The organism is Pseudomonas sp. FP2335, assembly GCF_030687535.1.
Lineage (GTDB): Bacteria > Pseudomonadota > Gammaproteobacteria > Pseudomonadales > Pseudomonadaceae > Aquipseudomonas.
The window spans coordinates 4,571,101-4,595,455 of record NZ_CP117437.1 but is presented as its reverse complement, the minus strand read 5'-3'; the positions used below and the strand labels follow the sequence as shown (position 1 = coordinate 4,595,455).

Here is a 24,355-nt window from a genome sequence, read left to right as displayed (position 1 = left end):
GTTCTATATTTGATTGCGAGTGCCAGGCTTTTCCTGCAACACCCGTACCGTTTTCCATATCGGGGATGGGAAACAGCTGCCATCCGCGTGAGCGGTTTGGTCTACTGAAAAATCGGTTGGTTCCCTACTGCGCTAGCAATAAAACCCTTGAATATCGAACCACTTGTGTGGTTGGGCGCTTTGCGCAAAAACCCTACATATAGGGTCTGCTGTGTCGCCGAGGTACAAGATAATGCGTTTCGGAAGGGTTGGCAACGCAGTAACCTGTGGATAACGCTGTGGGTAAAATGTGTATGAAAGGCTGAATGTGTGTGTAGGCCGCATTACTGCTGCGTTGCACCGTTTGTCATGAAATATTTCCGACCTAAAACAGCTGGGCCGTTTTCGAAGGGCGCGAACCCTATCACAAAATATCGCGATCACCGAATGGATTTCCCGCCTTGTGCTACAGGCCGTGAGCATGGCTACAATCGGCTTTTGTTATGCCTCTGAAACATGACAAACAGGGTATGACCGATGGAAATCAAACTGTGGGAGCGGGCTTGCCCGCGAAGGCGATGTATCAGCAACAGATTCGGTGACTGACACTGCGCTTTCGCGGGCAAGCCCGCTCCCACATGCAGATATCCCTGGGTAAGAAGAATGTCTAATAACAACGAGGACCGCCCGTGGAGCAAGAAGCCTGGCAGATACTGATCGTCGAGGACGACGAGCGATTGGCCGAGTTGACCCGTGATTACCTGGAAAGCAACGGCCTGCGCGTATCGGTGGAAAGCGACGGTGCCCTGGCCGCGGCGCGTATCGTTGCCGAACAACCTGACCTGGTGATCCTCGACCTCATGCTCCCCGGCGAAGACGGCCTGAGCATCTGCCGTAAGGTGCGTGAGCGCTACGACGGCGTGATCCTGATGCTCACCGCGCGTACCGACGACATGGACCAGGTGCTCGGCCTGGACATGGGCGCCGACGACTACGTGTGCAAACCCGTGCGTCCACGCCTCTTGTTGGCGCGCATCCAGGCCCTGCTGCGGCGCAGCGAACCGGCCGAAGCGGCCATCGTCGAAAACCAGCGCCGCCTGCAATTCGGCCCGTTGGTGGTGGACAACGCCCTGCGCGAAGCCTGGCTGCATGACGGCGGCATCGAGCTGACCAGCGCCGAATTCGACCTGTTATGGCTATTGGTGGCGAATGCCGGGCGCATTCTGTCTCGCGAAGAAATCTTTATCGCCCTGCGCGGCATCGGCTACGACGGCCAGGACCGCTCCATAGATGTGCGTATCTCGCGCATCCGCCCGAAAATAGGCGATGACCCGATCCACCCGCGCCTGATCAAGACCATCCGCAGCAAAGGCTATCTGTTCGTCCCCGAAGCCGCTGCCGATATGCCGCTGTGAACTCGATCTTCCTGCGCATCTACGGCGGCATGTGCGCGGCGCTGATCCTGGTGGCGCTGCTCGGCGTACTCGCCCTGCACCTGCTCAACGAAGTGCGCAGCGGCCAGTACCGCGAGCGCCTGGCCCACGGCACGTTCGCCCTGATGGGCGATAACCTGCAACCCATGAGCGCCATCGAGCGCCAGCGCGCCCTGGCGGTGTGGGAGCGCTTGCTCGGTATTCCCCTGGAGTTGCGCAGCCTCAGCGACGCGCAGTTGGACCTCAGCCAACGCAATCGCCTGCAGCGCGGCCAGGTGCTGGTGCAGCAGACCGGCCCCCATGCGGCGCGCGTGTTGCGCCTGGTCAGCGAGCGCGAATCCCTGGTACTGACCGGCGAAGTGCAGCAGATCAGCGAGCAATTGGCCCGGGCGACCATTTACCTGCTGGCCGACGAACTGGTGCGTTTTCCGGTCGCCGAACAGCCGCAACGCCTGGCGGACATAAAGGAAGCCAAGGGTTTTGGCTTCGAGATGCACCTGATGGCCCTTGACCAGACCGATATGGACGACGACCAGCGCCGCCGCGTATCGGAAGGCGATACGGTGATGGCCCTTGGCAAGGGCGGTGATTCGATCCGCGTGTTCGCCGGCATGGTTGGTACGCCGTGGGTGTTGGAAATCGGCCCGCTGTATCAGATGAACCCGTACCCGGCGCAATGGCTGATCCTGATCGCGTTGATCGGCCTGACCCTGATCGGTTTGATCGTCTATCTATTGGTGCGCCAGTTGGAGCGCCGCTTGCGCGGCCTGGAAGCCGCCGCCACACGGATCGCCAAAGGCAGCCTGGAGGTGCGCGTGCCGGCCCGTGGCGCCGACTCGGTGGGGCGCCTGGCTGCCGCCTTTAATGGCATGGCCGAGCACTTGCAGCAATTGCTGGCGATCCAGCGCGAACTGGTGCGCGCGGTGTCCCACGAACTGCGCACCCCGGTGGCGCGCCTGCGCTTCGGCCTGGAGATGGTGGGCGATGCCACCACGCCCGAGGCTCGACACAAATACCTGGAGGGCATGGACAGTGACATCCAGGATCTCGATGGCCTGGTCGATGAAATGCTCACCTATGCCCGCCTGGAACAGGGCGCGCCGGAGCTGAATTTCCAGCGTGTCGACCTCAACGCCTTGCTCGATCAGGTGATCGGCGAATTATCGCCACTGCGCCCGCAAGTCTCGGTCGCCCGTGGCATTTGCCTGTCCTCGGCGCATTGGGACGACGCCTGGGTCGACGCCGAGCCGCGCTACCTGCACCGCGCCCTGCAAAACCTGGTGAGCAACGCCATGCGTCACGCCCAGGGGCAGGTGCTGATCAGTTACCAGGTGGGCCAGGTGCGTTGCCGCATCGATGTGGAGGATGACGGACCGGGTGTGCCGGAAAGCGCCTGGGAGCGCATCTTCACGCCGTTCCTGCGCTTGGATGACAGCCGCACCCGTGCTTCCGGTGGGCATGGGCTGGGGTTGTCGATCGTGCGGCGGATCATCTACTGGCATGGCGGGCGGGCGTTGATCGGCAAGAGCAACAACCTGGGTGGGGCTTGTTTCAGCTTGAGTTGGCCCAGGGATCAGGAGAAACCTTGAGGCCGCTTTCGCGAGCAAGCCCGCTCCCACACTCGACCGAGTTCCAGCAGGGGAATGCATTCAAATGTGGGAGCGGGCTTGCTCGCGAAAGCGGTCTATCAGGCGCCGACCGCCACCAGGCTCAACAACTGCCCATCCGCCAGTACAAACTGCCCCACCAACTCCTTGCCATAACACCACTCGCTGGACAGGTCCGTCAGCAAGCGTAACCGCACAGCCCCTGACTCATCCCACTGCACCACCTCAGCGTGTTCAAAATAAAAGCGCTTCTGCACAATCGGATACAGCGCCTTGAACAAGCTCTCCTTGGCCGAAAACGTTAGCGTCACCAGCAACGCAACCTGCTCGCGCGGCACATGCGCCATGCGCTTGAGTTCATCGGCGGTGAGGATTTCGCCCGCCAGCCGTTCGGCGCGCTCCAGCGGCATCACGTTCTCCAGGTCCATCCCCAGCCCGCGCCACTGCGCCTTGTGCCCGACAATCGCTGCGGCATGCCCGGTGCTGTGGGTGATGGAGCCGCTGATATGCCCAGGCCACACGGGGGCACGGTCTTCGCCGATGGCCGGGATGCAATCGAGCTGATCCAGCTGCTGCAACGCGGCACGGGCGCACAAGCGGCCGGCAAGGAACTCGGCCTGGCGCTTGGCCACTGAGCGCTGGATGCTCGGCGGTGGCGGCACGGCGCTGCGCTGGAAATCGCCCTCGGCCAGTAAGGTCGGGTCGAAGCGAGTGCTGAGCAATACCGTGCCCGGCAAGGGTTCGGGCAGCGACCAATGGGCGTCGAGTGGGGTGCAGCAAGCGGGTAAAGGAGTCATGGGCGGTATTCTGCCGAGTTGGCGGGCCAGAGGATAGCCCGCTGTTCAGGGGGAGTTCAGGGGCGCCTGCGTAGTCTGGCCCTACAGCCAAACGCATAGAGGTAAGCACCATGACTGCGATCAAAAAGCTGATGTTGGCGTTAACCATGCTCAGCGCCACCGCCGGGGCCCAGGCCTCGGATGCGGCCTTTGCTGCATTCGGTAGCGAAAAAACCAAGAAATCCAGCACGCTGATCCAGCGTGTCAGCTTTGAAGATGCGGGCAGCCAGCCTACGCCGTGGGGCCAGGCCCTGGGCTTGACCGCCGCGCAACCGGCCTACCGTGCCGGCTACGCACACCTGACGGGCCACTACAATGGCACTAAACTGCGCCCGCAAGACTTGCAGGGCCGCTATGATGTCCCTCTGTCGGACAGTTGATTTGCCTTGGAGAGCCTTATGAAATTGCTGGTGGTGGAAGATGAGGCGCTGCTGCGCCATCACCTGTTGACCCGCCTGACCGACAGCGGGCATGTGGTCGAGGCCGTGGCCAATGCCGAAGAAGCGCTGTACCAGACCGGCCAATTCAACCATGACCTGGCGATCATTGACCTGGGCCTGCCCGGCATGGGCGGCCTGGATCTGATCCGCCAACTGCGTACCCAGGCCAAGACCTTCCCGATCCTGATCCTCACCGCCCGTGGCAACTGGCAGGACAAGGTCGAAGGCCTGGCCGCCGGGGCCGACGACTATGTGGTCAAACCGTTCCAGTTCGAAGAGCTGGAAGCGCGGATGAACGCCTTGCTGCGCCGCTCCAGCGGGTTCACCCAGTCGACCATCGTCGCCGGGCCCTTGTTGCTGGACCTCAATCGCAAGCAAGCGTCCCTCGATGAACAGCCGTTGGCGTTGACCGCGTACGAGTATCGGATTCTCGAATACCTCATGCGTCACCATCAGCAAGTGGTCGCCAAGGACCGCCTGATGGAACAACTCTATCCGGATGACGACGAGCGCGATCCGAACGTGATCGAAGTGCTGGTCGGCCGCCTGCGCCGCAAGCTGGAAGGCCCGGGCGGGTTCAAGCCGATCGACACCGTGCGTGGCCTGGGCTACCTGTTCAATGAGCGCTGCCTTTGATTCGCTCGCTGCGCGTGCGCCTGATGCTGGCGGCCGCCACCCTGGCCGTGCTGTTTATGCTCGGTTTGCTGCCGGCGATGCAAGGCGCGTTCAGCCTGGCGTTGCAGGATTCCATCGAGCAGCGCTTGGCGTCGGATGTCACCACCCTGATTTCCGCCGCCCGTGTGGAAAACAACCGCCTGCTGATGCCGGCGCAGTTGCCGGACGAGCGCTTCAACCTCACCGATAGCCGCCTGCTCGGCTATATCTACGACCGTGAGGGCCACCTGGTGTGGCGCTCGCGGGCGACCAAAGAGGAGAACATCAACTACAAGCCGCGCTACGACGGGCGCGGCAATGAGTTTGCGCGGATTCGCGAGGCCAATGGCCAGGAGTTCTTTGTCTATGACGTCGAGGTCAAGTTGCTCGGTGGCAAGAGTGCGGCGTTCAGTATCGTCGCCCTGCAACCGGTGCGTGAATACCAGCTGACCCTCGAAGGCCTGCGCGAAAACCTCTACCTGGGTTTCGGCGCGGCCTTGCTGGTGCTGCTCACGCTATTGTGGTTGGGCCTGACCTGGGGCCTGCAAGCCTTGCGACGCTTGAGCCAGGAACTGGACCAGATCGAAGGCGGCACCCGTGAAAGCCTTACCGAAGAACACCCCCGCGAACTGCTGCGTCTTACCGGTTCCCTCAACCGCTTGCTGGCCAGCGAGCGCGAGCAGCGGGCGCGCTACCGCGATTCCCTCGACGACCTGGCCCACAGCCTGAAAACCCCGCTCGCTGTGCTGCAGGGCGTGAGCGAAGACATGGCCCAGCGCCCGGAAGACCGCGACCAGGCCTGGGTGCTGCAATCGCAGATCGAACGCATGAGCCAGCAGATCAGCTACCAACTGCAGCGCGCCAGCCTGCGCAAAAGCGGCCTGGTGCGCCATCAGGTCCGTCTGGAACCGGTGCTGCAAAGCCTGTGCGACACCCTGGACAAGGTCTACCGCGACAAGCGCGTCAGCGTGTCCTTCGATTTGCCGGACGAGTGCTATGTGCCGATCGAGAAGGGCGCCTTGCTTGAACTGCTCGGCAACCTGCTGGAAAACGCCTACCGCCTGTGTGTACGCCAAGTGCGTATCCGCCTGGTGGAAAGCCTCGAAGGCATCGAGTTGTGTGTCGAGGATGACGGGCCGGGCGTGCCGCCGGATCAGCGTGCACGGATTCTGCAACGGGGTGAGCGGCTGGACCGCCAGCATCCGGGGCAGGGGATCGGGTTGGCGGTGGTCAAGGACATCATTGAGAGCTACGGTGCGCGGCTGACCTTGGGGGATTCGCCGTTGGGTGGGGCTGCTTTCAAGATCCACTTTCCGGCTGTTTGATCTTTATTGGTCATGCTGGCCTCTTCGCGAGCAAGCCCGCTCCCACATTCGACCAAGTTCCAACGTTGGAATGCAATCAAGTGTGGGAGCGGGCTTGCTCGCGAAGACGCCAGTACAAGCAACACACCTCTAACTCTCCTGCGCCCGGTAAGCCCCTGGCGTCACCCCCGTCCACTTCTTGAACGCCCGGTGAAACGCCGACGGCTCGGAAAACCCCAGCTGCTCGGCAATCTGCTGCAACGACAAATCCGCCCGTCCCAGGTGATAGATGGCGATGTCCCGCCGCAGCTCATCCTTGAGTGCCTGAAAGCTGGTGCCCTCTTCGCGCAGGTGCCGCCGCAGTGTCTGCGGGCTGATGTGCAGGTGCTGGGCAACCGCTTCCAGGTCCGGCCAGGGCGTGCGGTCGCGGCTGAGCAAGCGGCGCAGTTGGCTGCTGAGGCTGTCGCCTTCGTCCGGGCGTGACAGCAAGTCGGCAGGCGAGCGTTCGAGGAAGTGCTTGAGCGTGCGCTCGTCCTGCAACAGCGGCAGGCTCAGGTAGCGCGCGGGAAACACCAGGCTGCTGTGCGGCGCGCCGAACACTAGGGGGCAGGGGAACAGCAGGTCGTACTCTCCGGCATGGGCTGGCCTCGGGTAGCTGAAGGTGGCCTGGTTCAGTCGGATGCGCTGCCCGATCAGCCAACTGCCGAGGCGATGCCAGATCACCAGCAGGCATTCGCTGAGGAAGTGATCCGGGTCCCACAGCTGTGAGTCGTCCAGGCTCAAGCGGGCCATGTCGCCTTCGCGTGTCAGCTGCCAGCGCGGGCCCTGTGGGAATAGGCTATAAAATAATAAGCCGCGTTCCAGCGCCTTCTCCAGGGTGCGGCAGTGGATCAGCGCGTGGCACATCATGGCGAAGGTGCCGCGCTTGCTCGGGCCTTCGGCAAAGCCCAGGTATTCGTCATCCAGCCCCAGCCAGAGCATTTGCAGTAGCCGGGTAAATTGCTCCGGGGCAAGGCGGGCGCGCGGTTCGCTCAGCAGTTCGGGGGTGATGCCCAGTTGTTGCAGCAGGCCCGAATAGTCGTAACCCGCCCGGCGCGCACCGCCGAGGGCTGCTCGGGCGTAATGACTGGCGATGGTACGTTCACGCATGCGAAGGCCTCGTCCATGGAATGGCGGATGGTAGCCAGCCGGGGGGAGGGCGACAAGGCGGATATCCGCCAAATTGTAGGACGTGATTGGACGAGTGGGCGGAAATCCGCCACCTGATTCGGCGCGCTGGAGGGCGCCTGAAAAGCCTCAGCCCTGATGTCTAAAGGCCTTCAGGGTTTTTCAGAGAAGTGGCACGACGTTTGCGATATAGATTACAGCGCAGGCCGCTCCGACAGGCCTCGCAAACAACAAATCCCTCCAGTGCAGGAGGGTTCGCAATTCAAGTGTCGTGGGCAATGGCGGATCTTTGCCACACGGGACGATTGAGGAATTTTGCAATGACGACTCGTCAGCCAATCTACAAATCCCTGTATTTCCAGGTGATCGTTGCAATCGTTATCGGTATTTTGCTCGGTCACTTCTATCCGGATACCGGCGTGGCCCTCAAGCCATTGGGTGACGGGTTCATCAAACTGATCAAAATGGTCATCGCCCCGATCATCTTCTGTACCGTTGTCAGCGGCATCGCTGGCATGCAAAGCATGAAATCGGTCGGCAAGACTGGCGGCTACGCGCTGCTGTACTTCGAAATCGTTTCGACCATCGCGCTGCTGATCGGCCTGGTCGTGGTCAACGTTGTGCAACCGGGCGCCGGCATGCACATCGACGTGGCTACCCTGGACGCTTCGAAAGTCGCGGCCTACGTGACTGCCGGTAAAGACCAGAGCATCGTTGGCTTTATCCTCAACGTTATCCCGAACACCATCGTCGGCGCCTTCGCCAACGGCGACATCCTGCAAGTGCTGATGTTCTCGGTGATCTTCGGTTTCGCCCTGCACCGCCTGGGTGCCTACGGCAAGCCGGTACTGGACTTCATCGATCGCTTCGCCCACGTGATGTTCAACATCATCAACATGATCATGAAGCTCGCGCCAATCGGTGCCCTGGGCGCCATGGCGTTCACCATCGGTGCCTATGGCGTAGGTTCCCTGGTGCAACTGGGCCAGCTGATGATCTGCTTCTACATCACCTGCGTGCTGTTCGTGCTGGTGGTGCTGGGCGCTATCTGCCGCGCTCACGGTTTCAGCGTGATCAAGCTGATCCGCTACATCCGTGAAGAGCTGCTGATCGTTCTGGGTACTTCGTCTTCCGAATCCGCACTGCCACGCATGCTGATCAAGATGGAGCGTCTGGGCGCGAAGAAATCCGTAGTAGGCCTGGTGATCCCGACTGGCTACTCCTTCAACCTCGACGGTACGTCGATCTACCTGACCATGGCGGCCGTGTTCATCGCCCAGGCGACCGACACCCACATGGACATCACCCACCAGATCACGCTGCTGCTTGTGCTGCTGCTGTCCTCCAAAGGCGCTGCGGGCGTGACCGGTTCGGGCTTCATCGTACTGGCTGCAACCCTGTCGGCCGTAGGCCACCTGCCGGTTGCCGGCTTGGCGCTGATCCTGGGTATCGACCGCTTCATGTCTGAAGCCCGCGCCCTGACCAACCTGGTTGGTAACGCAGTGGCCACCCTGGTTGTGGCCAAGTGGGTCAAGGAACTGGACACCGACAAGCTGCAAAGCGAGCTGGCGTCCGGCGGTACCGGTATCTCGGAAACCCGCGAACTGGATGACCTGGGCGTGGCCGAAGGCCCTGCACCTACCGTCAAGTAAGCTGCTGCCGGCGTGAACTGACGCCGACCGCGATACACAAACGCCCCGACCTGTTCGGGGCGTTTGCGTTTCTGGTTTACAGTGGGTGAATCTGTTTGCCGTTGTAAAGCTTGCTGGAGGTTTGATGGACAGCGTTGACCTGAATGTCCTGCGCAGCGTGCTCGAATGGCGTCGCGCCGGGCAGCGTGTGGTGTTGTACAGCGTCGTGCAGACCTGGGGCAGTGCGCCACGGCCGCCGGGGGCAATGTTGGCCTTGCGTGGTGATGGTGTGGTGATCGGCTCGGTGTCTGGCGGTTGCATCGAGGATGACCTGATCGCGCGGCTGCAAGACGGTCGCTTGCCGGCCGATGGGCCGCCGGTGCAGTTGGTGACTTACGGTGTCACCCGCGATGAGGCGGCGCGTTTTGGCTTGCCGTGCGGCGGCACCCTGCGCCTGACCGAGGAGCGTGTTGATGAGTGGGAGTGGGTGTCGCAATTGCTGGAGCGCTGCGAGGCCCACCAGATTGTCGCCCGTGAACTTAACCTGGCGAGCGGCGAGGTGACACTGAGCGAGGCGAACAAGACCGATGCGGTGACCTTCGACGGCGAGCGCCTGCGTGCGATTTACGGTCCGCGTTGGCGCCTGTTGCTGATCGGCGCCGGCCAACTGTCGCGCTACGTGGCGCAAATGGCGCGGCTGCTGGATTTCGAGGTACTGATCTGCGACCCGCGGGAAGAGTTCGTCTACGGCTGGGAGCAGCAGCACGGCCGTTTCGTGCCGGGCATGCCGGACGAAGCGGTGTTGAATATCCACACCGATGAACGTACGGCCATCGTCTGCCTTACCCATGACCCGCGCCTGGATGACATGGCGTTGCTGACGGCGTTGAATTCACCGGCGTTCTACATTGGCGCCCTGGGCTCGCGGGTCAATACGCAGAAGCGCCGGGAAACCTTGGCGGCGCTGGGGTTGTCGGCAGAGGCGATTGCGCGTTTGCATGGGCCGATTGGTTTGTATATCGGCAGCCATACACCGGCGGAAATCGCGCTATCGCTGCTGGCGGAAATTGTCGCGATCAAAAATGGCGTGGTGTCGTGACGGTCACTGCGCTTGTATTGGCGGCAGGGCAGGGCAGACGGTTCCGCGCTGAAGCGGGCGATGCCCAGGACAAACTGTTGGCCGCCTGCATGGGCCTGGATGGCGTGATGCGACCGGTGATCGAGCAGGTGCTGCTGAACCTGCCGGCGAGCATTGTACGGCGCTGGGTGGTGACTTCATCGGGGCGGGATGAGGTGGTTCGTCTGGCCAGGGCGTATGGCTGTGAGGTGTTGTTGCTGGAGTCTGCAGGTATGGGCGACAGCCTTGCGGCGGCGGTTGCGGCCAGTGGTTCGGCTGACGGTTGGCTGGTGGTGCTGGGGGATATGCCGTTTATTCAGCCTGCGAGTATTGAGCGGGTGGTGGAGGGGCTGGAGGTGGATGGCATTCGTGTGCCGGTGCAGAGCGGGCGGTATGGGCATCCTGTGGCGTTTGGGGCCGCGTTTGGGCCGCAGTTGATGGCGCTGAGCGGTGATCGTGGAGGGCGGGCGTTGTTTGTGTCGGCATCGGTGCAGGAGGTGCTGGTGGACGACCCGGGGGTGCTTTGGGATGTCGACTTGCCGCAACTCTTGAGCTTCACACCACCTCGCTCGGATTGAACTGCATGGCAAATTGGAAGCATCAAAAAGCCCCGCCTGATCACTCAGGCGGGGCTTTTTAGTCGCTGCTGGAATCAGGCGAGAGGTTTGCTCTCGTGTTCTGCTTCCTGTGCAGCGGCAGCGGCAGCGGCAGCGGCGGCTGCTTCAGCTTCCTTGCGACGACGACGCACTTCACGTGGGTCGTTCGGCGCACGGCCGTTTTCGGTCAAGGCGCTGGCCGGGGCTGCTTCAACCACCGGAGCGGCGACTTCGGCAACCACTGGCGCTTCAACCACGGGTGCAGGCTCGACAACCGGTGCTGGCTCAGCCACTGGAGCAGGTTCTGCAACCACGACAGCTTCGGCAACCGGAGCCGGCGCTTCTTCTACCACAGGGGCAGGCGCTGGCGCTTCAACCGGGGCGGCTGGCTCGGCGGTCCACTGGAAGGCGGTCTGTTCTTCACGAACTTCACGAACTTCCGGGGCGGCTTCGACAACGGGTGCTTCAACCACGGCTTCAACCACTGGCTGAGGCTCAACGACCGGTGCCGCTTCTACCGCAATCACTTCGACTTCTGGCTGGGCTTCGTGAACCGGTGCCAGTTCGACTTGCGCAACAACCGGCGCTTCGACTGGTGTGGTTGCTTCTACAACCGGCGCTTCGGCAACAGGCACTTCAACAGCCGGCGCTTCTACCACTGGGGTTTCGGCGACGGGTGCTTCAACTGCGGCGGTTTCTTCGACAGCAGCGGTCGCACGTTCAGCCTGCTCGTGGGCCTGGGCTTCAGCCGATGCGCTGATGACCGAGCTGGCAACGGCCGCGGTCACGGCCAGGCCGGCAGCCAGTTCGGTGCCAGTGGCTGCTTCTGCGTTCTCGCCGGCTTCTTCCGAGCCTTCGATCACGTTGCCGTTGGCGTCACGTTGACGCTCACGACGGTTGCTGCGACGACGCTGGCCACGGGAGCGGCGGCGTGGGCGATCGCCTTCGGCGCCGTCCTGACCGTCTTCCTGCGACTGCTCTTCAGCGCTCAGTACTTCTTCGTCTTCGCTGGCAGCGGCGGCCTGTTCGGCACGTGGCTGACGCTCTTCACGCGGTGGGCGTGGCTGACGTTCTTCACGTGGCGCACGCTCTTCTCGTGGCTGGCGAGCCGGGCGCTCTTCAGCAACAGCGGCGGCACCAGCAGCGGCGACGGCAGGTGCTGCGTCCAGCGGTTCACGCAGTTCACGCACGCGTTCTTCACGCTCGCCACGTGGCTTGCGATCTTCACGTGGGGCACGTGGGGTGCGTGGTGCGCGTTCTTCACGCGGTGCACGCTCTTCGCGGGCTACGGTTGGAGTCTCTTCACGGGCTTCGCGAGGAGCACGCTCTTCACGTGGTGCGCGCTCTTCACGCGGTGCACGTTCTTCGCGTGGCTTGCGCTCTTCGTCACGGCGGCCGTTGCGGTTACGGCTCTGCTGGCGACCGTTGCGACGTTCTTCGTTGCGCGCCGGGCGCTCGGCCGCTGGTTTTTCAACCACAACCGGAGCAGCAGGTTCTTCCTTGGTAGCAAACAGGCTGACCAGCGACTTCACCAGGCCCTTGAACAGGCTTGGCTCAGGCAGGGCGGCCGGTGCGGCAACCGGAGCGGCGGCTTCAACCGGGACCGGTGCGTTGGCACGGGCTGGCGCGGTCTTGACGGCGGCTTCCTGGCGAACCAGGGTGCGGGTCGCAGCGGCTGGCTGGACTTCTTCCACTTCGGCAGCAGCAGCGGCGATTTCGTAGCTGGACTGGCCGCTGTGGGCTTCCGGGCTGTCATCACGCAGGCGCTGCACTTCGAAGTGCGGCGTTTCGAGGTGATCGTTCGGCAGGATGACGATACGGGCACGGGTGCGCAGTTCGATCTTGGTGATCGAGTTGCGTTTTTCGTTGAGCAGGAACGCGGCAACCGGGATCGGCACTTGCGCGCGGACTTCGGCGGTGCGGTCTTTCAGGGCTTCTTCTTCGATCAGGCGCAGGATTGCCAGGGACAGCGATTCAACATCACGGATGATGCCGGTGCCGTTGCAACGCGGGCAGACGATGCCGCTGCTCTCGCCCAGGGATGGACGCAGGCGCTGACGGGACATTTCCAGCAGGCCGAAGCGCGAGATGCGGCCGACTTGCACGCGGGCACGGTCAGCTTCCAGGCATTCGCGGACTTTCTCTTCCACGGCGCGCTGGTTTTTGGCTGGGGTCATGTCGATGAAGTCGATCACGATCAGGCCGCCGATGTCACGCAGGCGCAGCTGGCGGGCGATTTCTTCAGCCGCTTCCAGGTTGGTCTGCAGGGCGGTTTCTTCGATGTCGCTGCCTTTCGTTGCGCGCGCCGAGTTGATGTCGATGGACACCAGGGCTTCGGTCGGGTCGATCACGATGGAGCCACCGGAAGGCAGTTCGACTACGCGCTGGAAGGCGGTCTCGATCTGGCTTTCGATCTGGAAACGGTTGAACAGCGGCACGCTGTCTTCGTACAGCTTGATCTTGCTGGCGTACTGCGGCATCACCTGGCGGATGAAGGTCAGGGCTTCGTCCTGGGCTTCAACGCTGTCGATCAGCACTTCGCCGATGTCCTGGCGCAGGTAGTCGCGGATGGCGCGGATGATCACGTTGCTTTCCTGGTAGATCAGGAATGGCGCGGAACGATCCAGGGACGCTTCTTTGATGGCGGTCCACAGTTGCAGCAGGTAGTCGAGGTCCCACTGCATTTCTTCGCTGCTGCGGCCAAGACCGGCGGTGCGAACGATCAGGCCCATGTCGGCCGGTGCAACCAGGCCGTTCAGCGCTTCACGCAGTTCGTTGCGCTCTTCGCCTTCGATGCGACGGGAAATGCCGCCGGCACGTGGGTTGTTCGGCATCAGGACCAGGTAACGGCCAGCCAGGCTGATGAAGGTGGTCAGGGCTGCGCCCTTGTTGCCACGTTCTTCTTTTTCCACCTGGACGATGACTTCCTGGCCTTCGCTCAGGACGTCCTTGATGTTCACGCGGCCTTCAGGGGCTTTCTTGAAGTATTCGCGGGAGATTTCTTTGAGTGGCAGGAAGCCGTGGCGCTCGGAGCCGAAATCGACAAAGGCAGCCTCAAGGCTTGGTTCGATGCGAGTAATACGGCCTTTATAGATGTTGGCCTTCTTTTGCTCGCGTGCACCGGATTCGATGTCCAGGTCGTAGAGGCGTTGGCCATCTACCAGTGCAACACGCAACTCTTCGGGTTGAGTTGCGTTAATCAGCATTCTTTTCATGTTGTACCGTCGGTTTCCGGGCTGCCGGAAACGGCGTTCGGCACACACGACTTCTCACGGTCGGTGTCAGGTGCGTCAAGAGTGGTTGGCCACTCCAGTGTCCAGCGACATCTGCCCAAAGGGGGCAAAGGCGCGACGGACGCGTCCTGCTTGTTTGCTGTGGTGACCAAGGCACCACTTCAACAAAAGCTAAGGTCAGGAGGAGGAATCAACCGGCGACTGTGGACGAGATGAAGCGTCTAAATATAAGCCTAGTGCTACACGGTCCGACGGTTGTGCATCTCCACCCTACACGTATCCCTGATAATTCGGGTGCTGCCGCGCGCAGAATCCGCAGCGGGTTGGCATTTACCGTGTTTTCCAATGGGGAGAACACGCTCATGGCTAAACAAGACTAGGTGTGGGCGACTGCGCTCTCACTCAGCTCTTAACAGGCGTTGTTTCCGAAGCATTCGCCATGGTCTGGCCCAAGACTGACTGCACTTTGTGAACTGGCCGTAAATATCGGCGCAAAACGCGAGTATTCACTCTGCTTTCTGCACTCGCTTCAGGCCTCATGTCACCTGCGCTCGTTACAATCCTGAGCCTTCCAAGGTGGCGAAAGCCCCGTAGGACGGCCTCGCGTCCTGATGAATTGCGATGGTCAGGGCCGGCTGTATGCCGCATGTCCTCTGGCCAGGCCGCTTTTGGCGGCGTTCGCGACTATAGCAGCAATGATTAAGTGCTTCAATTCCATAAAAAATTGTTATCATCGCCGCCATGACGACTACCGCCCCCCAGACCCCCAGCGTCCAGCTGCTCGAGGTCTCGCCGGAATATGCCGGCCAACGCATCGACAATTTTCTCCTGGCCAGGCTCAAAGGCGTGCCCAAGACCTTGATTTACCGCATCTTGCGTAAAGGTGAAGTGCGGGTGAACAAGGGCCGGATCAAGCCCGAGTACAAGCTGCAGGCGGGCGATATCGTCCGTGTGCCGCCGGTGCGCGTGCCGGAACGTGACGAGCCTGTGCCGCTGGCCCAGGGCCTGTTGCAGCGCCTGGAAGCCTCGATTGTCTTCGAAGACAACAAGCTGATCGTGATCAACAAGCCTTGCGGCATTGCCGTCCACGGCGGCAGCGGCCTGAATTTCGGCGTGATCGAAGCCTTTCGTCAGTTGCGTCCGGATGCCAAGGAGCTGGAGTTGGTCCACCGCCTGGACCGTGACACTTCCGGCCTGCTGATGATCGCCAAGAAGCGCAGCATGTTGCGCCACCTGCACACCGCCCTGCGTGGCGATGGCGTGGACAAGCGCTACATGGCGCTGGTGCGTGGCAACTGGGCCAGCTCGATCAAGAGCGTGCGGGCGCCACTGCAGAAGAGCAACCTGCGCTCCGGCGAGCGCATGGTGGAGGTGGACGAGGAGGGCAAAGAAGCCCTGACCCTGTTCAAGGTGCTGCGCCGCTTCGGCGACTTTGCCACCATGGTCGAAGCCAAGCCGGTCACCGGGCGAACCCACCAGATTCGTGTGCACACCCTGCATGCCGGGCATTGCATCGCCGGTGACACCAAGTACGGCGACGAGGATTTCTCCAAGGAAATCCGCGACCTGGGTGGCAAACGCCTGTTCCTGCACGCCTACATGCTCACTGTGCCGCTGCCGGATGGCGGCGAATTGAAGCTGCAGGCCCCGGTCGACGAGATGTGGGCCAAGACCGTGGAGCGTTTGAGTGTCGCACCCTGACTACAAGCTGCTGATTTTTGATTGGGACGGCACGTTGGCCGATTCGATTGGCCGCATCGTCGAGTCGATGCACGCTGCGTCGACCCGCTCGGGTTACGCGTTGTGCAGCGATCATGCGGTCAAGGGCATCATCGGCCTGGGCCTGCCCGAAGCGATCCGCACCCTGTACCCCGAGATCAGCGATGCTGAGCTGACCGCGTTCCGTGAACATTACGCCGACCACTACATCGCCCTGGAGGCCGAGCCTTCGCCGTTGTTTGAGGGGGTGGTGCATTCCCTGGCCGCGTTCCGCGCCGAGGGTTACCACCTGGCGGTCGCTACCGGCAAGGCCCGTCGCGGGCTGGATCGCGTGCTCAGGGCCCATGGCTGGGAAGATTACTTCGACATTACCCGCGCTGCCGATGAAACCGCCAGCAAGCCGCACCCGTTGATGCTGGAGCAGATCCTCGCCCATTGCGGCGTAGCGCCGCGCCAGGCGTTGATGGTGGGCGATGCCTCCTTCGACCTGATGATGGCGCGCAACGCGGGCATGGACTGTGTTGCGGTCAGTTATGGCGCCCAGTCCGCCGAAGCCTTGCAGCAGTACGAACCACGGCTGACGATCAATCATTTTTCCGAATTGCAGGCCTGGCTCGGTCAGGCTCACTAAGTCTTTGCTGGGGTTATTGGCATGAGTGATGAGTGGAAAGCGCCTGAAAAGGCCGAGAATGGTGAAGACAAGAGCTGGAAGCTGCTGGAGAAGACCCTCCTGGCTGGCGTCCAGGAGCAGCGTCGTGCGCGGCGGTGGGGGATTTTCTTCAAGCTGCTGACCTTCACTTACCTGCTCGGCATGCTGGTGCTGTTCAGTCCGCTGGTGGACATGGAGAAGAGTGCCGCCCGTGGCAGCAACTACACCGCCTTGATCGAGGTGCGTGGGGTGATTGCCGACAAGGAGGCTGCCAGTGCCGACAACATCGTCAGCAGTCTGCGCGCGGCGTTTGAAGATCCCAAGGTCAAGGGTGTGATCCTGCGTATCAACAGCCCGGGCGGCAGTCCGGTGCAGTCGGGTTACGTGTATGACGAGATTCGTCGCCTGCGCGGCCTGCACCCGGATACCAAGCTGTATGCGGTGATTTCCGATCTGGGTGCCTCGGGTGCTTATTACATTGCCAGTGCCGCTGACCAGATCTACGCCGACAAGGCCAGCCTGGTCGGTTCCATTGGCGTGACGGCGGCCGGTTATGGCTTTGTCGGCGCCATGGAGAAGCTGGGTGTGGAGCGTCGCACCTATACGTCGGGTGAGCACAAGTCGTTCCTGGACCCGTTTCAGCCGCAGAAGCCTGATGAGACCCAGTTCTGGCAGGGTGTGCTCGACACCACGCATCGCCAGTTCATCGCCAGCGTGAAGCAGGGGCGCGGGGATCGGCTGAAGGATAAGGAACATCCGGAGCTGTTTTCCGGCTTGGTCTGGTCTGGCGAGCAGGCGCTGCCGTTGGGCTTGATCGATGGGTTGGGCAGTGCCAGCTCGGTGGCGCGGGACGTGGTCGGCGAGAAAGAGCTGGTGGACTTTACTGTGCAGGAATCGCCGTTTGATCGGTTCTCCAAGAAGCTGGGTGCCAGCGTGGCGGAGAAACTCGCGCTGTACATGGGCTTTCAGGGCCCGACCCTGCGCTGAGATTTCGAACCTGGTGTAGATCAAAATGTGGGAGCGGGGTTGCCCGCGAATGCGGTGTTTCAGTCATCTGATGTACTGGCTGATCCACTGCATTCACGGGCAAGCCCGCTCCCACATTTGGTTTTGTGGTGGGCTTAGGGGATTTGTACGCCTTCGACCAGCAGCATATCCACCAGTCGAATCAATGGCAGCCCGATCAGGCTGGTGGCATCCGGCCCTTCGGTGCTCTGGAACAGGCTCACGCCCAGCCCCTCGGCCTTGAAGCTGCCTGCGCAGTCATACGGCTGCTCAATGCGCAGGTAACGCTCGACTCGCTCGGCGTCCAGTACGCGCATCTGCACCGTGAATGGCACGCAGTCCACCTGGCAGTGGCCGGTGTTGCTGTTGAGCAGGGCCAGGCCGGTGAGGAAGCTGACGCGCTTGCCGCTCGCCGCCAGCAATTGTTCACGGGCGTTCTCGAAGGTGTGGGGTTTGCCGATGATCCGTCCGTCGAGCGCTGCTACTTGGTCGGAGCCGATGATCAAATGCCCTGGGTGCTCGGCGGCAAGGGCGCGGGCTTTTTCTGCGGCGAGGCGCTTGACCAGCTCAACGGCAGACTCATTGGCGCGATGGCTTTCGTCAATGTCCGGCGAGCTGCAGATGAACGGCAAGTGCAGGCGGCCGAGCAATTCCCGGCGATAAACCGAGCTGGAAGCGAGTAATAAAGGCAGCATGGGTGTCTCCTCAGGGCAGTCGCGGATTCTAGCGAGGACTCCTGGCGACGGACAGGGCTGAATTTCCTTTGACATGGCTGGGTGCATCCCTATAATGCTGCGCCTATGTTGAATGACCCGATTCCACCTCACGTTGACCCGCGCAAATTGGCTGATCGTGGCACTTCCCTTCAAGGTGAATTGCTGCTGGCCGATTTGGAGAGACTCTGCGACCCGCTTTCCGACACTGTCGGTACGGTGCAGGCGAAATTCGTTTTTGAACGAGATGAACGTAAATCTGTGGTAATTCACAGCTTTATCGACACCGAAGTCAAAATGGTTTGCCAGCGTTGTCTTGAGCTGGTCACCCTGCCGATTCACAGCGAATGCAGTTACGCTGTGGTAAAGGAGGGTGCGAATACCCAGTCGTTGCCGAAAGGTTATGACGTGCTGGAACTGGGCGAAGATCCATTGGATCTGCATGCACTGATCGAGGAGGAGCTTCTGCTCGCCTTGCCCATTGTGCCTGCTCATCATCCGGAAGAATGCCAGCAGCCGGAGGGGCTCGATGACGAGTCCGAACCGAGCGAGGACGAGGTAACGCGGTCCAACCCGTTCAGTGTATTGGCGCAGTTAAAGCGTGACCCAAACGTTTAGGAGTTAATCAATTATGGCTGTTCAGCAGAACAAAAAATCCCGCTCTGCCCGTGACATGCGTCGTTCGCACGACGCCCTGACGGCAAGCACTCTGTCTGTAGAAAAAACCACTGGTGAAATTCACCTGCGTCACCACGTATCGCCAGAAGGCGTATACCGTGGTCGTAAAGTGATCGACAAGGGCGCTGACGAGTAATCACTTGTCTGCTCTAGTCATCGCGATAGACGCAATGGGCGGGGACTTCGGTCCCCGCAGCATTGTTCAGGCCTGCATTGCCAGCCTGTCTGCAACGCCCTCGCTGCACCTGACCCTTGTCGGTCAACCCTCCTTACTTGAAGAACTGATTGCCAGCCATCCGGCGGTGGATCGCGCGCGCCTGACGATTACGCCAGCCAGCGAAACCATCACCATGGATGAGAAGCCGGCGGCTGCCCTGCGTGGCAAGCCTGACTCTTCAATGCGGGTGGCGCTTGAGTTGCTGCGCGATGGCAAGGTGCAAGCCTGCGTCAGTGCGGGCAATACCGGGGCGTTGATGGCGTTGTCGCGCTATGTACTCAAGACGCTGCCAGGCATTGACCGGCCGGCGATGGTCGCGGCCATTCCGACGCAGAAGGGCTATTGCCAACTGCTGGACCTTGGCGCGAACGTCGATTGCAGTGCCGAGCACCTGTTCCAGTTCGCCGTCATGGGCTCGGTGGCTGCCGAAGCGCTAGGCGTGGCTCGCCCGCGAGTGGCGCTGCTGAATATCGGCACCGAAGACATCAAGGGCAACCAGCAGGTCAAGCTCGCCGCTACGCTGCTTCAAGGCGCACGCGGCTTGAACTACATCGGCTTCGTCGAAGGTGATGGTTTGTACCGGGGCGAGGCGGATGTGGTGGTGTGCGACGGGTTTGTCGGCAATATCCTGCTCAAATCCAGTGAGGGGCTGGCGACCATGATCGCTGCGCGCATCGAGGCGTTGTTCAGGCAAGGTTTTGCGTCGCGCCTGGTCGGTGCCCTGGCGCTGCCGTTGATGCGGCGCCTGCAGGCTGATCTGGCGCCGGCGCGGCATAACGGTGCGAGCTTTCTCGGCCTGCAGGGCATTGTGGTGAAAAGCCATGGTTCGGCCGGTGTAGAAGGCTTTCAAAGCGCGATTGCGCGAGCCCTGATCGAGATCCAGGAAAACCTGCCGCAACGCTTGCATGGCCGTCTTGAAGACCTGTTGCCTTAGGCGAATCGGCCCGGAAATGCTTAAATGTGACCGGCCAGTTCAATTGACCATCCAATCTGTCAGTTTCGTGCGCTCCCATCGTAGGCGCGTTCATTTTTGACGACCAGATCATTAGGGGCTTGTTACATGTCTACATCCCTCGCATTCGTCTTTCCAGGGCAGGGTTCGCAGTCCCTCGGCATGTTGGCCGAGCTGGGCGCGCAATACCCGCTGATCCTGGACACTTTCAAGGAAGCTTCCGATGCCCTGGGTTACGACCTGTGGGCTCTGACCCAGCAAGGGCCGGAAGAGCAGCTCAATCAAACCGACAAGACCCAGCCGGCCATCCTGACCGCTTCGATCGCCCTGTGGCGCTTGTGGCTGGCCGAAGGCGGCGCGCGTCCGGCATTCGTTGCCGGTCACAGCCTGGGCGAATACAGCGCCCTGGTCGCGGCGGGCAGCCTGACCCTCGGTGAAGCGGTCAAGCTGGTCGAGCGTCGTGGTCAACTGATGCAAGAAGCCGTTCCGGCGGGGCAGGGCGGCATGGCTGCAATCCTGGGTCTGGACGACGCAGTGGTGATCGAAGCCTGTGCCGAAGCGGCCCAGGGCGAAGTGGTCAGCGCAGTGAACTTCAACTCCCCTGGCCAGGTGGTGATCGCCGGTGCCAAGGCAGCAGTCGAGCGCGCCATCGAAGGCTGCAAGGCTCGTGGTGCCAAGCGTGCGTTGCCGTTGCCGGTAAGCGTGCCGTCCCACTGTGAGCTGATGCGCCCGGCAGCCGAGCGTTTTGCCGAGTCCATCGCCGCCATCAACTGGCAGGCGCCGCAGATCCCGCTGGTGCAGAACGTCAGCGCGGCCGTGGCTGCCGACCTCGATACCCTCAAGCGCGACCTGCTGGAGCAGCTCTACAAGCCGGTACGCTGGGTTGAATCGGTCCAGACGCTGGCCGCCAATGGCGCCACCGAACTGGTCGAGTGCGGCCCGGGCAAAGTCCTGGCCGGCCTGAACAAGCGCTGCGCCGACGGCGTGTCGACCGCTAACCTCAATACCCCGGATGCCTTTGCTGCCGCTCGCGCAGCACTGGCCTGAAGAATTAGGAGAAGCCTGCATGAGTCTGCAAGGTAAAGTTGCACTGGTTACTGGCGCAAGCCGTGGTATTGGCCAGGCCATCGCTCTCGAACTGGGTCGCCAAGGCGCCATCGTGATCGGCACCGCCACTTCCGCTTCGGGCGCCGAGCGTATCGCCGCGACCCTGAAGGAAAACGGCGTACAAGGCACCGGCCTTGAGCTGAACGTGACCAGCGATGAGTCCGTGGCTGCCGTATTGGCCCAGATCACTGCGCAGTTCGGCGCGCCGGCTATTCTGGTAAACAACGCCGGTATTACCCGCGACAACCTGATGATGCGCATGAAAGACGACGAGTGGTACGACGTGGTCGATACCAACCTGAACAGTCTGTTTCGCCTATCCAAGGGCGTTTTGCGCGGCATGACCAAGGCGCGTTGGGGCCGAATTATCAATATTGGCTCCGTAGTGGGTGCCATGGGCAACGCAGGCCAAGTAAACTACGCGTCCGCCAAGGCCGGTCTGGAAGGTTTCAGCCGTGCATTGGCACGTGAAGTCGGTTCGCGGTCGATTACGGTCAACTCGGTGGCCCCAGGGTTCATCGACACCGATATGACCCGCGAGCTGCCGGAAGCACAGCGTGAAGCCTTGCTGACGCAGATTCCGCTGGGCCGTCTGGGCCAGGCTCAAGAGATCGCGAATGTGGTCACTTTCCTGGCATCCGACGGTGCGGCATACGTGACTGGGGCTACAATCCCGGTTAACGGCGGGATGTACATGAGTTAAATTGTGACGGATTGCTTCAAAAAAATGTCATACGAGCTGTCTAAAATCCGTTATAAAGCTGCAACTTAATTTATAGGCAGGTGGCCGACCGGGTACGTGGGTGAAGCTTTCAGTTGAAAAGCTGAAAAGGCTTTCTATACACTTACCCACTGGCCAGCTGCCTGAATTTGTCCATTAGGAGTTAAACAAGGTATGAGCACCATCGAAGAGCGCGTCAAGAAAATCGTTGCCGAGCAACTGGGCGTCAAAGAAGAAGAAGTGGTCAACACTGCTTCCTTCGTAGAAGACCTGGGTGCCGATTCCCTTGACACCGTTGAGCTGGTGATGGCTCTGGAAGAGGAATTCGAGACCGAAATCCCGGACGAAGAAGCTGAAAAAATCACTACTGTTCAAGCTGCTATCGACTACGTTACCAGCCATCAGGCGTAATAGTTTTTAGTCGTCGCTTGCTGTTGGGAAAAACCGCACTGCTGTTACAGCGTGCGGTTTTTTCTTTAGCTCTGACGAAAAGTGAGCCTGAAGCAAAGTGTCGTCATTAGAAAAAGGAGAGTGCTGTGTCGCGTAGACGCGTCGTAGTCACCGGTATGGGTATGTTGTCGCCACTGGGTACGGATGTGCCGAGCAGTTGGCAGGGCATTCTGGCTGGCCGCAGTGGTATTGGTCTGATTGAACATACGGACCTTTCTGCCTATTCCACCCGTTTTGGCGGCTCGGTAAAGGGTTTCAATGTCGAGGAATATCTCTCGATCAAAGAGTCCCGCAAACTCGACCTGTTCATTCAATACGGCCTGGCCGCCGGTTTTCAGGCAGTGCGTAATGCCGGCCTGGAAGTTACCGACGCCAACCGTGATCGCATCGGCGTGGCCATGGGTTCGGGTATTGGTGGTCTGACCAATATCGAAGAAACCAGCCGCATCCTGCACGATACTGGCCCCCGTCGAATTTCACCGTTCTTCGTGCCGGGCTCGATCATCAATATGATTTCCGGCTTCCTGTCCATCCACTTGGGCGCACAGGGACCTAACTACGCCATCGCCACCGCGTGCACCACCGGTACGCATTGCATCGGTATGGCGGCGCGCAACATCGCCTACGACGAAGCTGACGTGATGATCGCCGGCGGCGCTGAAATGGCTGCCTGCGGCCTTGGCATGGGCGGCTTTGGCGCGTCCCGTGCGCTGTCGACCCGCAACGACGAACCGACCCGTGCCAGCCGTCCGTGGGACAAGGGCCGTGATGGTTTCGTGCTGTCCGACGGTGCCGGCGCCCTGGTGCTGGAAGAGTTGGAACACGCCAAGGCGCGTGGCGCCACCATCTACGCCGAGCTGATCGGCTTTGGCATGAGCGGCGACGCCTACCACATGACTTCGCCACCGTCCGACGGTGCCGGTGCTGCACGTTGCATCACCAACGCCCTGCGCGACGCGAAGATCAATGCGGACCAGGTGCAGTACATCAACGCCCACGGCACCTCGACCCCGACCGGCGACCTGGCGGAAGCCGAGGCCATCAAGTCGGTGTTCGGCGAACACGCCTACAAGCTGGCGGTCAGTTCCACCAAGTCCATGACCGGTCACCTGTTGGGTGCGGCGGGCGCGGTCGAGGCGATTTTCAGTGTGATGGCTATCAAGGATCAGGTCGCTCCGCCGACCATCAACCTGGATGAGCCGGACGAGGGCTGCGATCTGAACTTCGTGCCGCATGAACCGCAACCGATGCCGATCGACGTGACGATCTCCAACTCGTTCGGCTTTGGTGGCACCAACGGTTCCCTGGTGTTCCGCCGGTTCGCCGAGTGATGGACAGCTGGGTCGACGGTCAGCCAGCGGACAGCGTGCCTCTGAAAGATCGCGGCCTGGCGTATGGCGATGGGCTCTTCGAGACCATCGCCGTCAAGGCTGGGCAGCCTGTGCTGCTCGACCGCCACCTGCAGCGTCTTGAAGACGGTTGCAGGCGCCTCGCTCTCGCCGCGGATCACAGTGTGATTCGCAGCGAAGTGCAGGCCTATGCCGCCGCCCTCGGCGACGGTGTTCTCAAGTTGATCCTCACCCGTGGCGACAGCCTGCGAGGTTATGGCCTCAACCCCGGCGCGCCGCTGCGCCGTATCTTGCAGGGCAGTCCGCCCGCTCCCTATCCCCCGCCCCATGGAACCGACGGCATCCGCCTGTTTCCGTGCGTCACCCGCTTGGCCGAGCAGCCCCTGCTGGCCGGCCTCAAGCACCTCAACCGCCTGGAACAAGTGATCGCCCGCGCCGAATGGCAGGATGCCGAGCACGCCGAAGGCTTGATGCTGGATACGTCCGGGCGGGTCATTGAAGGCGTATTCAGCAACCTGTTCCTGGTGCGCAACGGCTTGTTACTAACCGCCGATCTGACCCGTTGCGGCGTTGCCGGCGTGATGCGCGCCGAGATTCTGGCCCAGGCGCAAACCCTGGGCATCCCGGTGGCCGTGGCTGACATCAGCATCGAACAGTTGCAGCAGGCCGATGAAGTCTTCGTTTGCAACAGCGTTTATGGCATCTGGCCGGTGCGTGCCTGCGCTGCGATGAGCTGGTCGGTTGGGCCGCTCACCCGTAAACTGCAAGGCATTGTTCGCGCGCTATTGGATATTTGAG

General features: G+C 61.4%; 23 protein-coding genes. 19 read left to right on the top strand and 4 right to left on the bottom strand.

Annotation, left to right across the window (positions count from 1 at the left end; all coding sequences use genetic code 11):
* Positions 1–668 precede the first annotated feature (668 nt).
* Positions 669–1,394 (top strand): response regulator, encoded by a 726-nt coding sequence (locus PSH81_RS20590; RefSeq protein WP_192300662.1) that lies wholly within the window; start codon positions 669–671, stop codon positions 1,392–1,394.
* Complete coding sequence (locus tag PSH81_RS20585; RefSeq protein WP_226457550.1) at positions 1,391–3,001, top strand: ATP-binding protein; 1,611 nt, start codon at positions 1,391–1,393, stop codon at positions 2,999–3,001. The genes PSH81_RS20590 and PSH81_RS20585 overlap by 4 nt, the downstream gene beginning before the upstream one ends.
* 98 nt (positions 3,002–3,099) lie before the next feature.
* On the opposite strand, the gene PSH81_RS20580 is transcribed toward PSH81_RS20585, so the two are convergent.
* Positions 3,100–3,816 (bottom strand): 4'-phosphopantetheinyl transferase, encoded by a 717-nt coding sequence (locus PSH81_RS20580; protein ID WP_226457551.1) that lies wholly within the window; start codon positions 3,814–3,816, stop codon positions 3,100–3,102.
* Positions 3,817–3,926: 110 nt separating this feature from the next.
* On the opposite strand from PSH81_RS20580, the gene PSH81_RS20575 reads away from it, so the two are divergent.
* From PSH81_RS20575 to PSH81_RS20565, 3 genes are read left to right on the top strand one after another with little or no spacing between them, the layout of a single operon-like run.
* Positions 3,927–4,235 carry a hypothetical protein gene (locus tag PSH81_RS20575; RefSeq protein ID WP_192300665.1) on the top strand — a complete coding sequence of 103 codons (309 nt, stop codon included), beginning with the start codon at positions 3,927–3,929 and terminating at the stop codon, positions 4,233–4,235.
* 18 nt (positions 4,236–4,253) lie between these two features.
* Complete coding sequence (locus PSH81_RS20570; protein WP_192300666.1) at positions 4,254–4,931, top strand: response regulator transcription factor; 678 nt, start codon at positions 4,254–4,256, stop codon at positions 4,929–4,931.
* Positions 4,928–6,274 carry an ATP-binding protein gene (locus tag PSH81_RS20565; RefSeq protein ID WP_305391398.1) on the top strand — a complete coding sequence of 449 codons (1,347 nt, stop codon included), beginning with the start codon at positions 4,928–4,930 and terminating at the stop codon, positions 6,272–6,274. The genes PSH81_RS20570 and PSH81_RS20565 overlap by 4 nt, the downstream gene beginning before the upstream one ends.
* 129 nt (positions 6,275–6,403) lie before the next feature.
* Here PSH81_RS20565 and PSH81_RS20560 read toward each other — a convergent pair whose 3' ends face one another.
* A complete protein-coding gene (locus PSH81_RS20560; RefSeq protein WP_305391397.1) occupies positions 6,404–7,402 on the bottom strand; it encodes an AraC family transcriptional regulator in 999 nt (332 codons plus the stop codon).
* A 338-nt stretch (positions 7,403–7,740) separates the two neighbouring features.
* Between PSH81_RS20560 and PSH81_RS20555 the strand changes: the two genes are divergently transcribed.
* The 3 genes from PSH81_RS20555 (at position 7,741) to PSH81_RS20545 (ending at position 10,746) form a co-directional block, all read left to right on the top strand.
* Complete coding sequence (locus PSH81_RS20555; RefSeq protein WP_192300669.1) at positions 7,741–9,072, top strand: dicarboxylate/amino acid:cation symporter; 1,332 nt, start codon at positions 7,741–7,743, stop codon at positions 9,070–9,072.
* A 124-nt stretch (positions 9,073–9,196) separates the two neighbouring features.
* Positions 9,197–10,150, top strand: coding sequence for an XdhC family protein (locus tag PSH81_RS20550; protein WP_305391396.1), 954 nt, complete (start codon positions 9,197–9,199; stop codon positions 10,148–10,150).
* Positions 10,147–10,746: a nucleotidyltransferase family protein gene (locus PSH81_RS20545; protein ID WP_305391395.1), complete on the top strand. Its 600-nt coding sequence runs from the start codon at positions 10,147–10,149 to the stop codon at positions 10,744–10,746. The genes PSH81_RS20550 and PSH81_RS20545 overlap by 4 nt, the downstream gene beginning before the upstream one ends.
* 74 nt (positions 10,747–10,820) lie before the next feature.
* Here PSH81_RS20545 and rne read toward each other — a convergent pair whose 3' ends face one another.
* A complete protein-coding gene (gene rne, locus PSH81_RS20540) occupies positions 10,821–13,979 on the bottom strand; it encodes a ribonuclease E (RefSeq protein ID WP_305391394.1) in 3,159 nt (1,052 codons plus the stop codon).
* A gap of 759 nt (positions 13,980–14,738) precedes the next feature.
* Here rne and rluC point away from each other — a divergent pair.
* From rluC to PSH81_RS20525, 3 genes are read left to right on the top strand one after another with little or no spacing between them, the layout of a single operon-like run.
* On the top strand, positions 14,739–15,698 hold the full coding sequence (rluC, locus tag PSH81_RS20535; protein ID WP_033901273.1) for a 23S rRNA pseudouridine(955/2504/2580) synthase RluC: 960 nt from the start codon (positions 14,739–14,741) through the stop codon (positions 15,696–15,698).
* Positions 15,685–16,347, top strand: coding sequence for an HAD-IA family hydrolase (locus PSH81_RS20530; protein ID WP_305391393.1), 663 nt, complete (start codon positions 15,685–15,687; stop codon positions 16,345–16,347). The genes rluC and PSH81_RS20530 overlap by 14 nt, the downstream gene beginning before the upstream one ends.
* 21 nt (positions 16,348–16,368) lie before the next feature.
* Positions 16,369–17,352 (top strand): S49 family peptidase, encoded by a 984-nt coding sequence (locus PSH81_RS20525; protein WP_226457556.1) that lies wholly within the window; start codon positions 16,369–16,371, stop codon positions 17,350–17,352.
* A 134-nt stretch (positions 17,353–17,486) separates the two neighbouring features.
* On the opposite strand, the gene PSH81_RS20520 is transcribed toward PSH81_RS20525, so the two are convergent.
* Positions 17,487–18,065, bottom strand: coding sequence for a nucleoside triphosphate pyrophosphatase (locus tag PSH81_RS20520; RefSeq protein WP_226457557.1), 579 nt, complete (start codon positions 18,063–18,065; stop codon positions 17,487–17,489).
* A gap of 105 nt (positions 18,066–18,170) precedes the next feature.
* Here PSH81_RS20520 and PSH81_RS20515 point away from each other — a divergent pair, with 105 nt between their 5' ends.
* The 8 genes from PSH81_RS20515 to pabC all read left to right on the top strand — a co-directional run bounded on the left by PSH81_RS20515 (position 18,171) and on the right by pabC (position 24,354).
* Positions 18,171–18,701 carry a YceD family protein gene (locus tag PSH81_RS20515; RefSeq protein ID WP_015885435.1) on the top strand — a complete coding sequence of 177 codons (531 nt, stop codon included), beginning with the start codon at positions 18,171–18,173 and terminating at the stop codon, positions 18,699–18,701.
* A 13-nt stretch (positions 18,702–18,714) separates the two neighbouring features.
* Positions 18,715–18,897 (top strand): 50S ribosomal protein L32, encoded by a 183-nt coding sequence (gene rpmF / locus PSH81_RS20510; protein ID WP_008152339.1) that lies wholly within the window; start codon positions 18,715–18,717, stop codon positions 18,895–18,897.
* 4 nt (positions 18,898–18,901) lie between these two features.
* On the top strand, positions 18,902–19,912 hold the full coding sequence (plsX, locus tag PSH81_RS20505) for a phosphate acyltransferase PlsX (RefSeq protein ID WP_192300676.1): 1,011 nt from the start codon (positions 18,902–18,904) through the stop codon (positions 19,910–19,912).
* 126 nt (positions 19,913–20,038) lie between these two features.
* Complete coding sequence (gene fabD, locus PSH81_RS20500; RefSeq protein ID WP_021491483.1) at positions 20,039–20,977, top strand: ACP S-malonyltransferase; 939 nt, start codon at positions 20,039–20,041, stop codon at positions 20,975–20,977.
* A 19-nt stretch (positions 20,978–20,996) separates the two neighbouring features.
* Positions 20,997–21,740, top strand: a complete 744-nt coding sequence (gene fabG, locus PSH81_RS20495) for a 3-oxoacyl-ACP reductase FabG (protein WP_192300677.1) — start codon at positions 20,997–20,999, stop codon at positions 21,738–21,740.
* Between the two features lie 192 nt (positions 21,741–21,932).
* Positions 21,933–22,169 (top strand): acyl carrier protein, encoded by a 237-nt coding sequence (gene acpP / locus PSH81_RS20490; protein ID WP_003175607.1) that lies wholly within the window; start codon positions 21,933–21,935, stop codon positions 22,167–22,169.
* A 125-nt stretch (positions 22,170–22,294) separates the two neighbouring features.
* The gene (fabF, locus tag PSH81_RS20485) at positions 22,295–23,539 is read left to right on the top strand and encodes a beta-ketoacyl-ACP synthase II (protein ID WP_192300678.1); all 1,245 of its coding nucleotides are present in this window, start codon (positions 22,295–22,297) and stop codon (positions 23,537–23,539) included.
* On the top strand, positions 23,539–24,354 hold the full coding sequence (gene pabC, locus PSH81_RS20480) for an aminodeoxychorismate lyase (protein WP_305391392.1): 816 nt from the start codon (positions 23,539–23,541) through the stop codon (positions 24,352–24,354). The genes fabF and pabC overlap by 1 nt, the downstream gene beginning before the upstream one ends.
* The last annotated feature ends 1 nt before the right edge of the window (position 24,355 follow it).

What these genes read in the sequence shown, in the direction of transcription:
- PSH81_RS20560 (WP_305391397.1), bottom strand. Translation starts at nt 7,402, where the DNA reads ATGCGTGAACGTACCATCGCCAGTCATTACGCCCGAGCAGCCCTCGGC.
- PSH81_RS20525 (WP_226457556.1), top strand. Translation starts at nt 16,369, where the DNA reads ATGAGTGATGAGTGGAAAGCGCCTGAAAAGGCCGAGAATGGTGAAGAC.
- fabG (WP_192300677.1), top strand. Translation starts at nt 20,997, where the DNA reads ATGAGTCTGCAAGGTAAAGTTGCACTGGTTACTGGCGCAAGCCGTGGT.
- PSH81_RS20570 (WP_192300666.1), top strand. Translation starts at nt 4,254, where the DNA reads ATGAAATTGCTGGTGGTGGAAGATGAGGCGCTGCTGCGCCATCACCTG.
- PSH81_RS20555 (WP_192300669.1), top strand. Translation starts at nt 7,741, where the DNA reads ATGACGACTCGTCAGCCAATCTACAAATCCCTGTATTTCCAGGTGATC.
- PSH81_RS20520 (WP_226457557.1), bottom strand. Translation starts at nt 18,065, where the DNA reads ATGCTGCCTTTATTACTCGCTTCCAGCTCGGTTTATCGCCGGGAATTG.
- PSH81_RS20515 (WP_015885435.1), top strand. Translation starts at nt 18,171, where the DNA reads ATGTTGAATGACCCGATTCCACCTCACGTTGACCCGCGCAAATTGGCT.
- rpmF (WP_008152339.1), top strand. Translation starts at nt 18,715, where the DNA reads ATGGCTGTTCAGCAGAACAAAAAATCCCGCTCTGCCCGTGACATGCGT.
- acpP (WP_003175607.1), top strand. Translation starts at nt 21,933, where the DNA reads ATGAGCACCATCGAAGAGCGCGTCAAGAAAATCGTTGCCGAGCAACTG.
- fabD (WP_021491483.1), top strand. Translation starts at nt 20,039, where the DNA reads ATGTCTACATCCCTCGCATTCGTCTTTCCAGGGCAGGGTTCGCAGTCC.
- PSH81_RS20575 (WP_192300665.1), top strand. Translation starts at nt 3,927, where the DNA reads ATGACTGCGATCAAAAAGCTGATGTTGGCGTTAACCATGCTCAGCGCC.
- PSH81_RS20550 (WP_305391396.1), top strand. Translation starts at nt 9,197, where the DNA reads ATGGACAGCGTTGACCTGAATGTCCTGCGCAGCGTGCTCGAATGGCGT.
- rluC (WP_033901273.1), top strand. Translation starts at nt 14,739, where the DNA reads ATGACGACTACCGCCCCCCAGACCCCCAGCGTCCAGCTGCTCGAGGTC.
- pabC (WP_305391392.1), top strand. Translation starts at nt 23,539, where the DNA reads ATGGACAGCTGGGTCGACGGTCAGCCAGCGGACAGCGTGCCTCTGAAA.
- rne (WP_305391394.1), bottom strand. Translation starts at nt 13,979, where the DNA reads ATGAAAAGAATGCTGATTAACGCAACTCAACCCGAAGAGTTGCGTGTT.
- PSH81_RS20580 (WP_226457551.1), bottom strand. Translation starts at nt 3,816, where the DNA reads ATGACTCCTTTACCCGCTTGCTGCACCCCACTCGACGCCCATTGGTCG.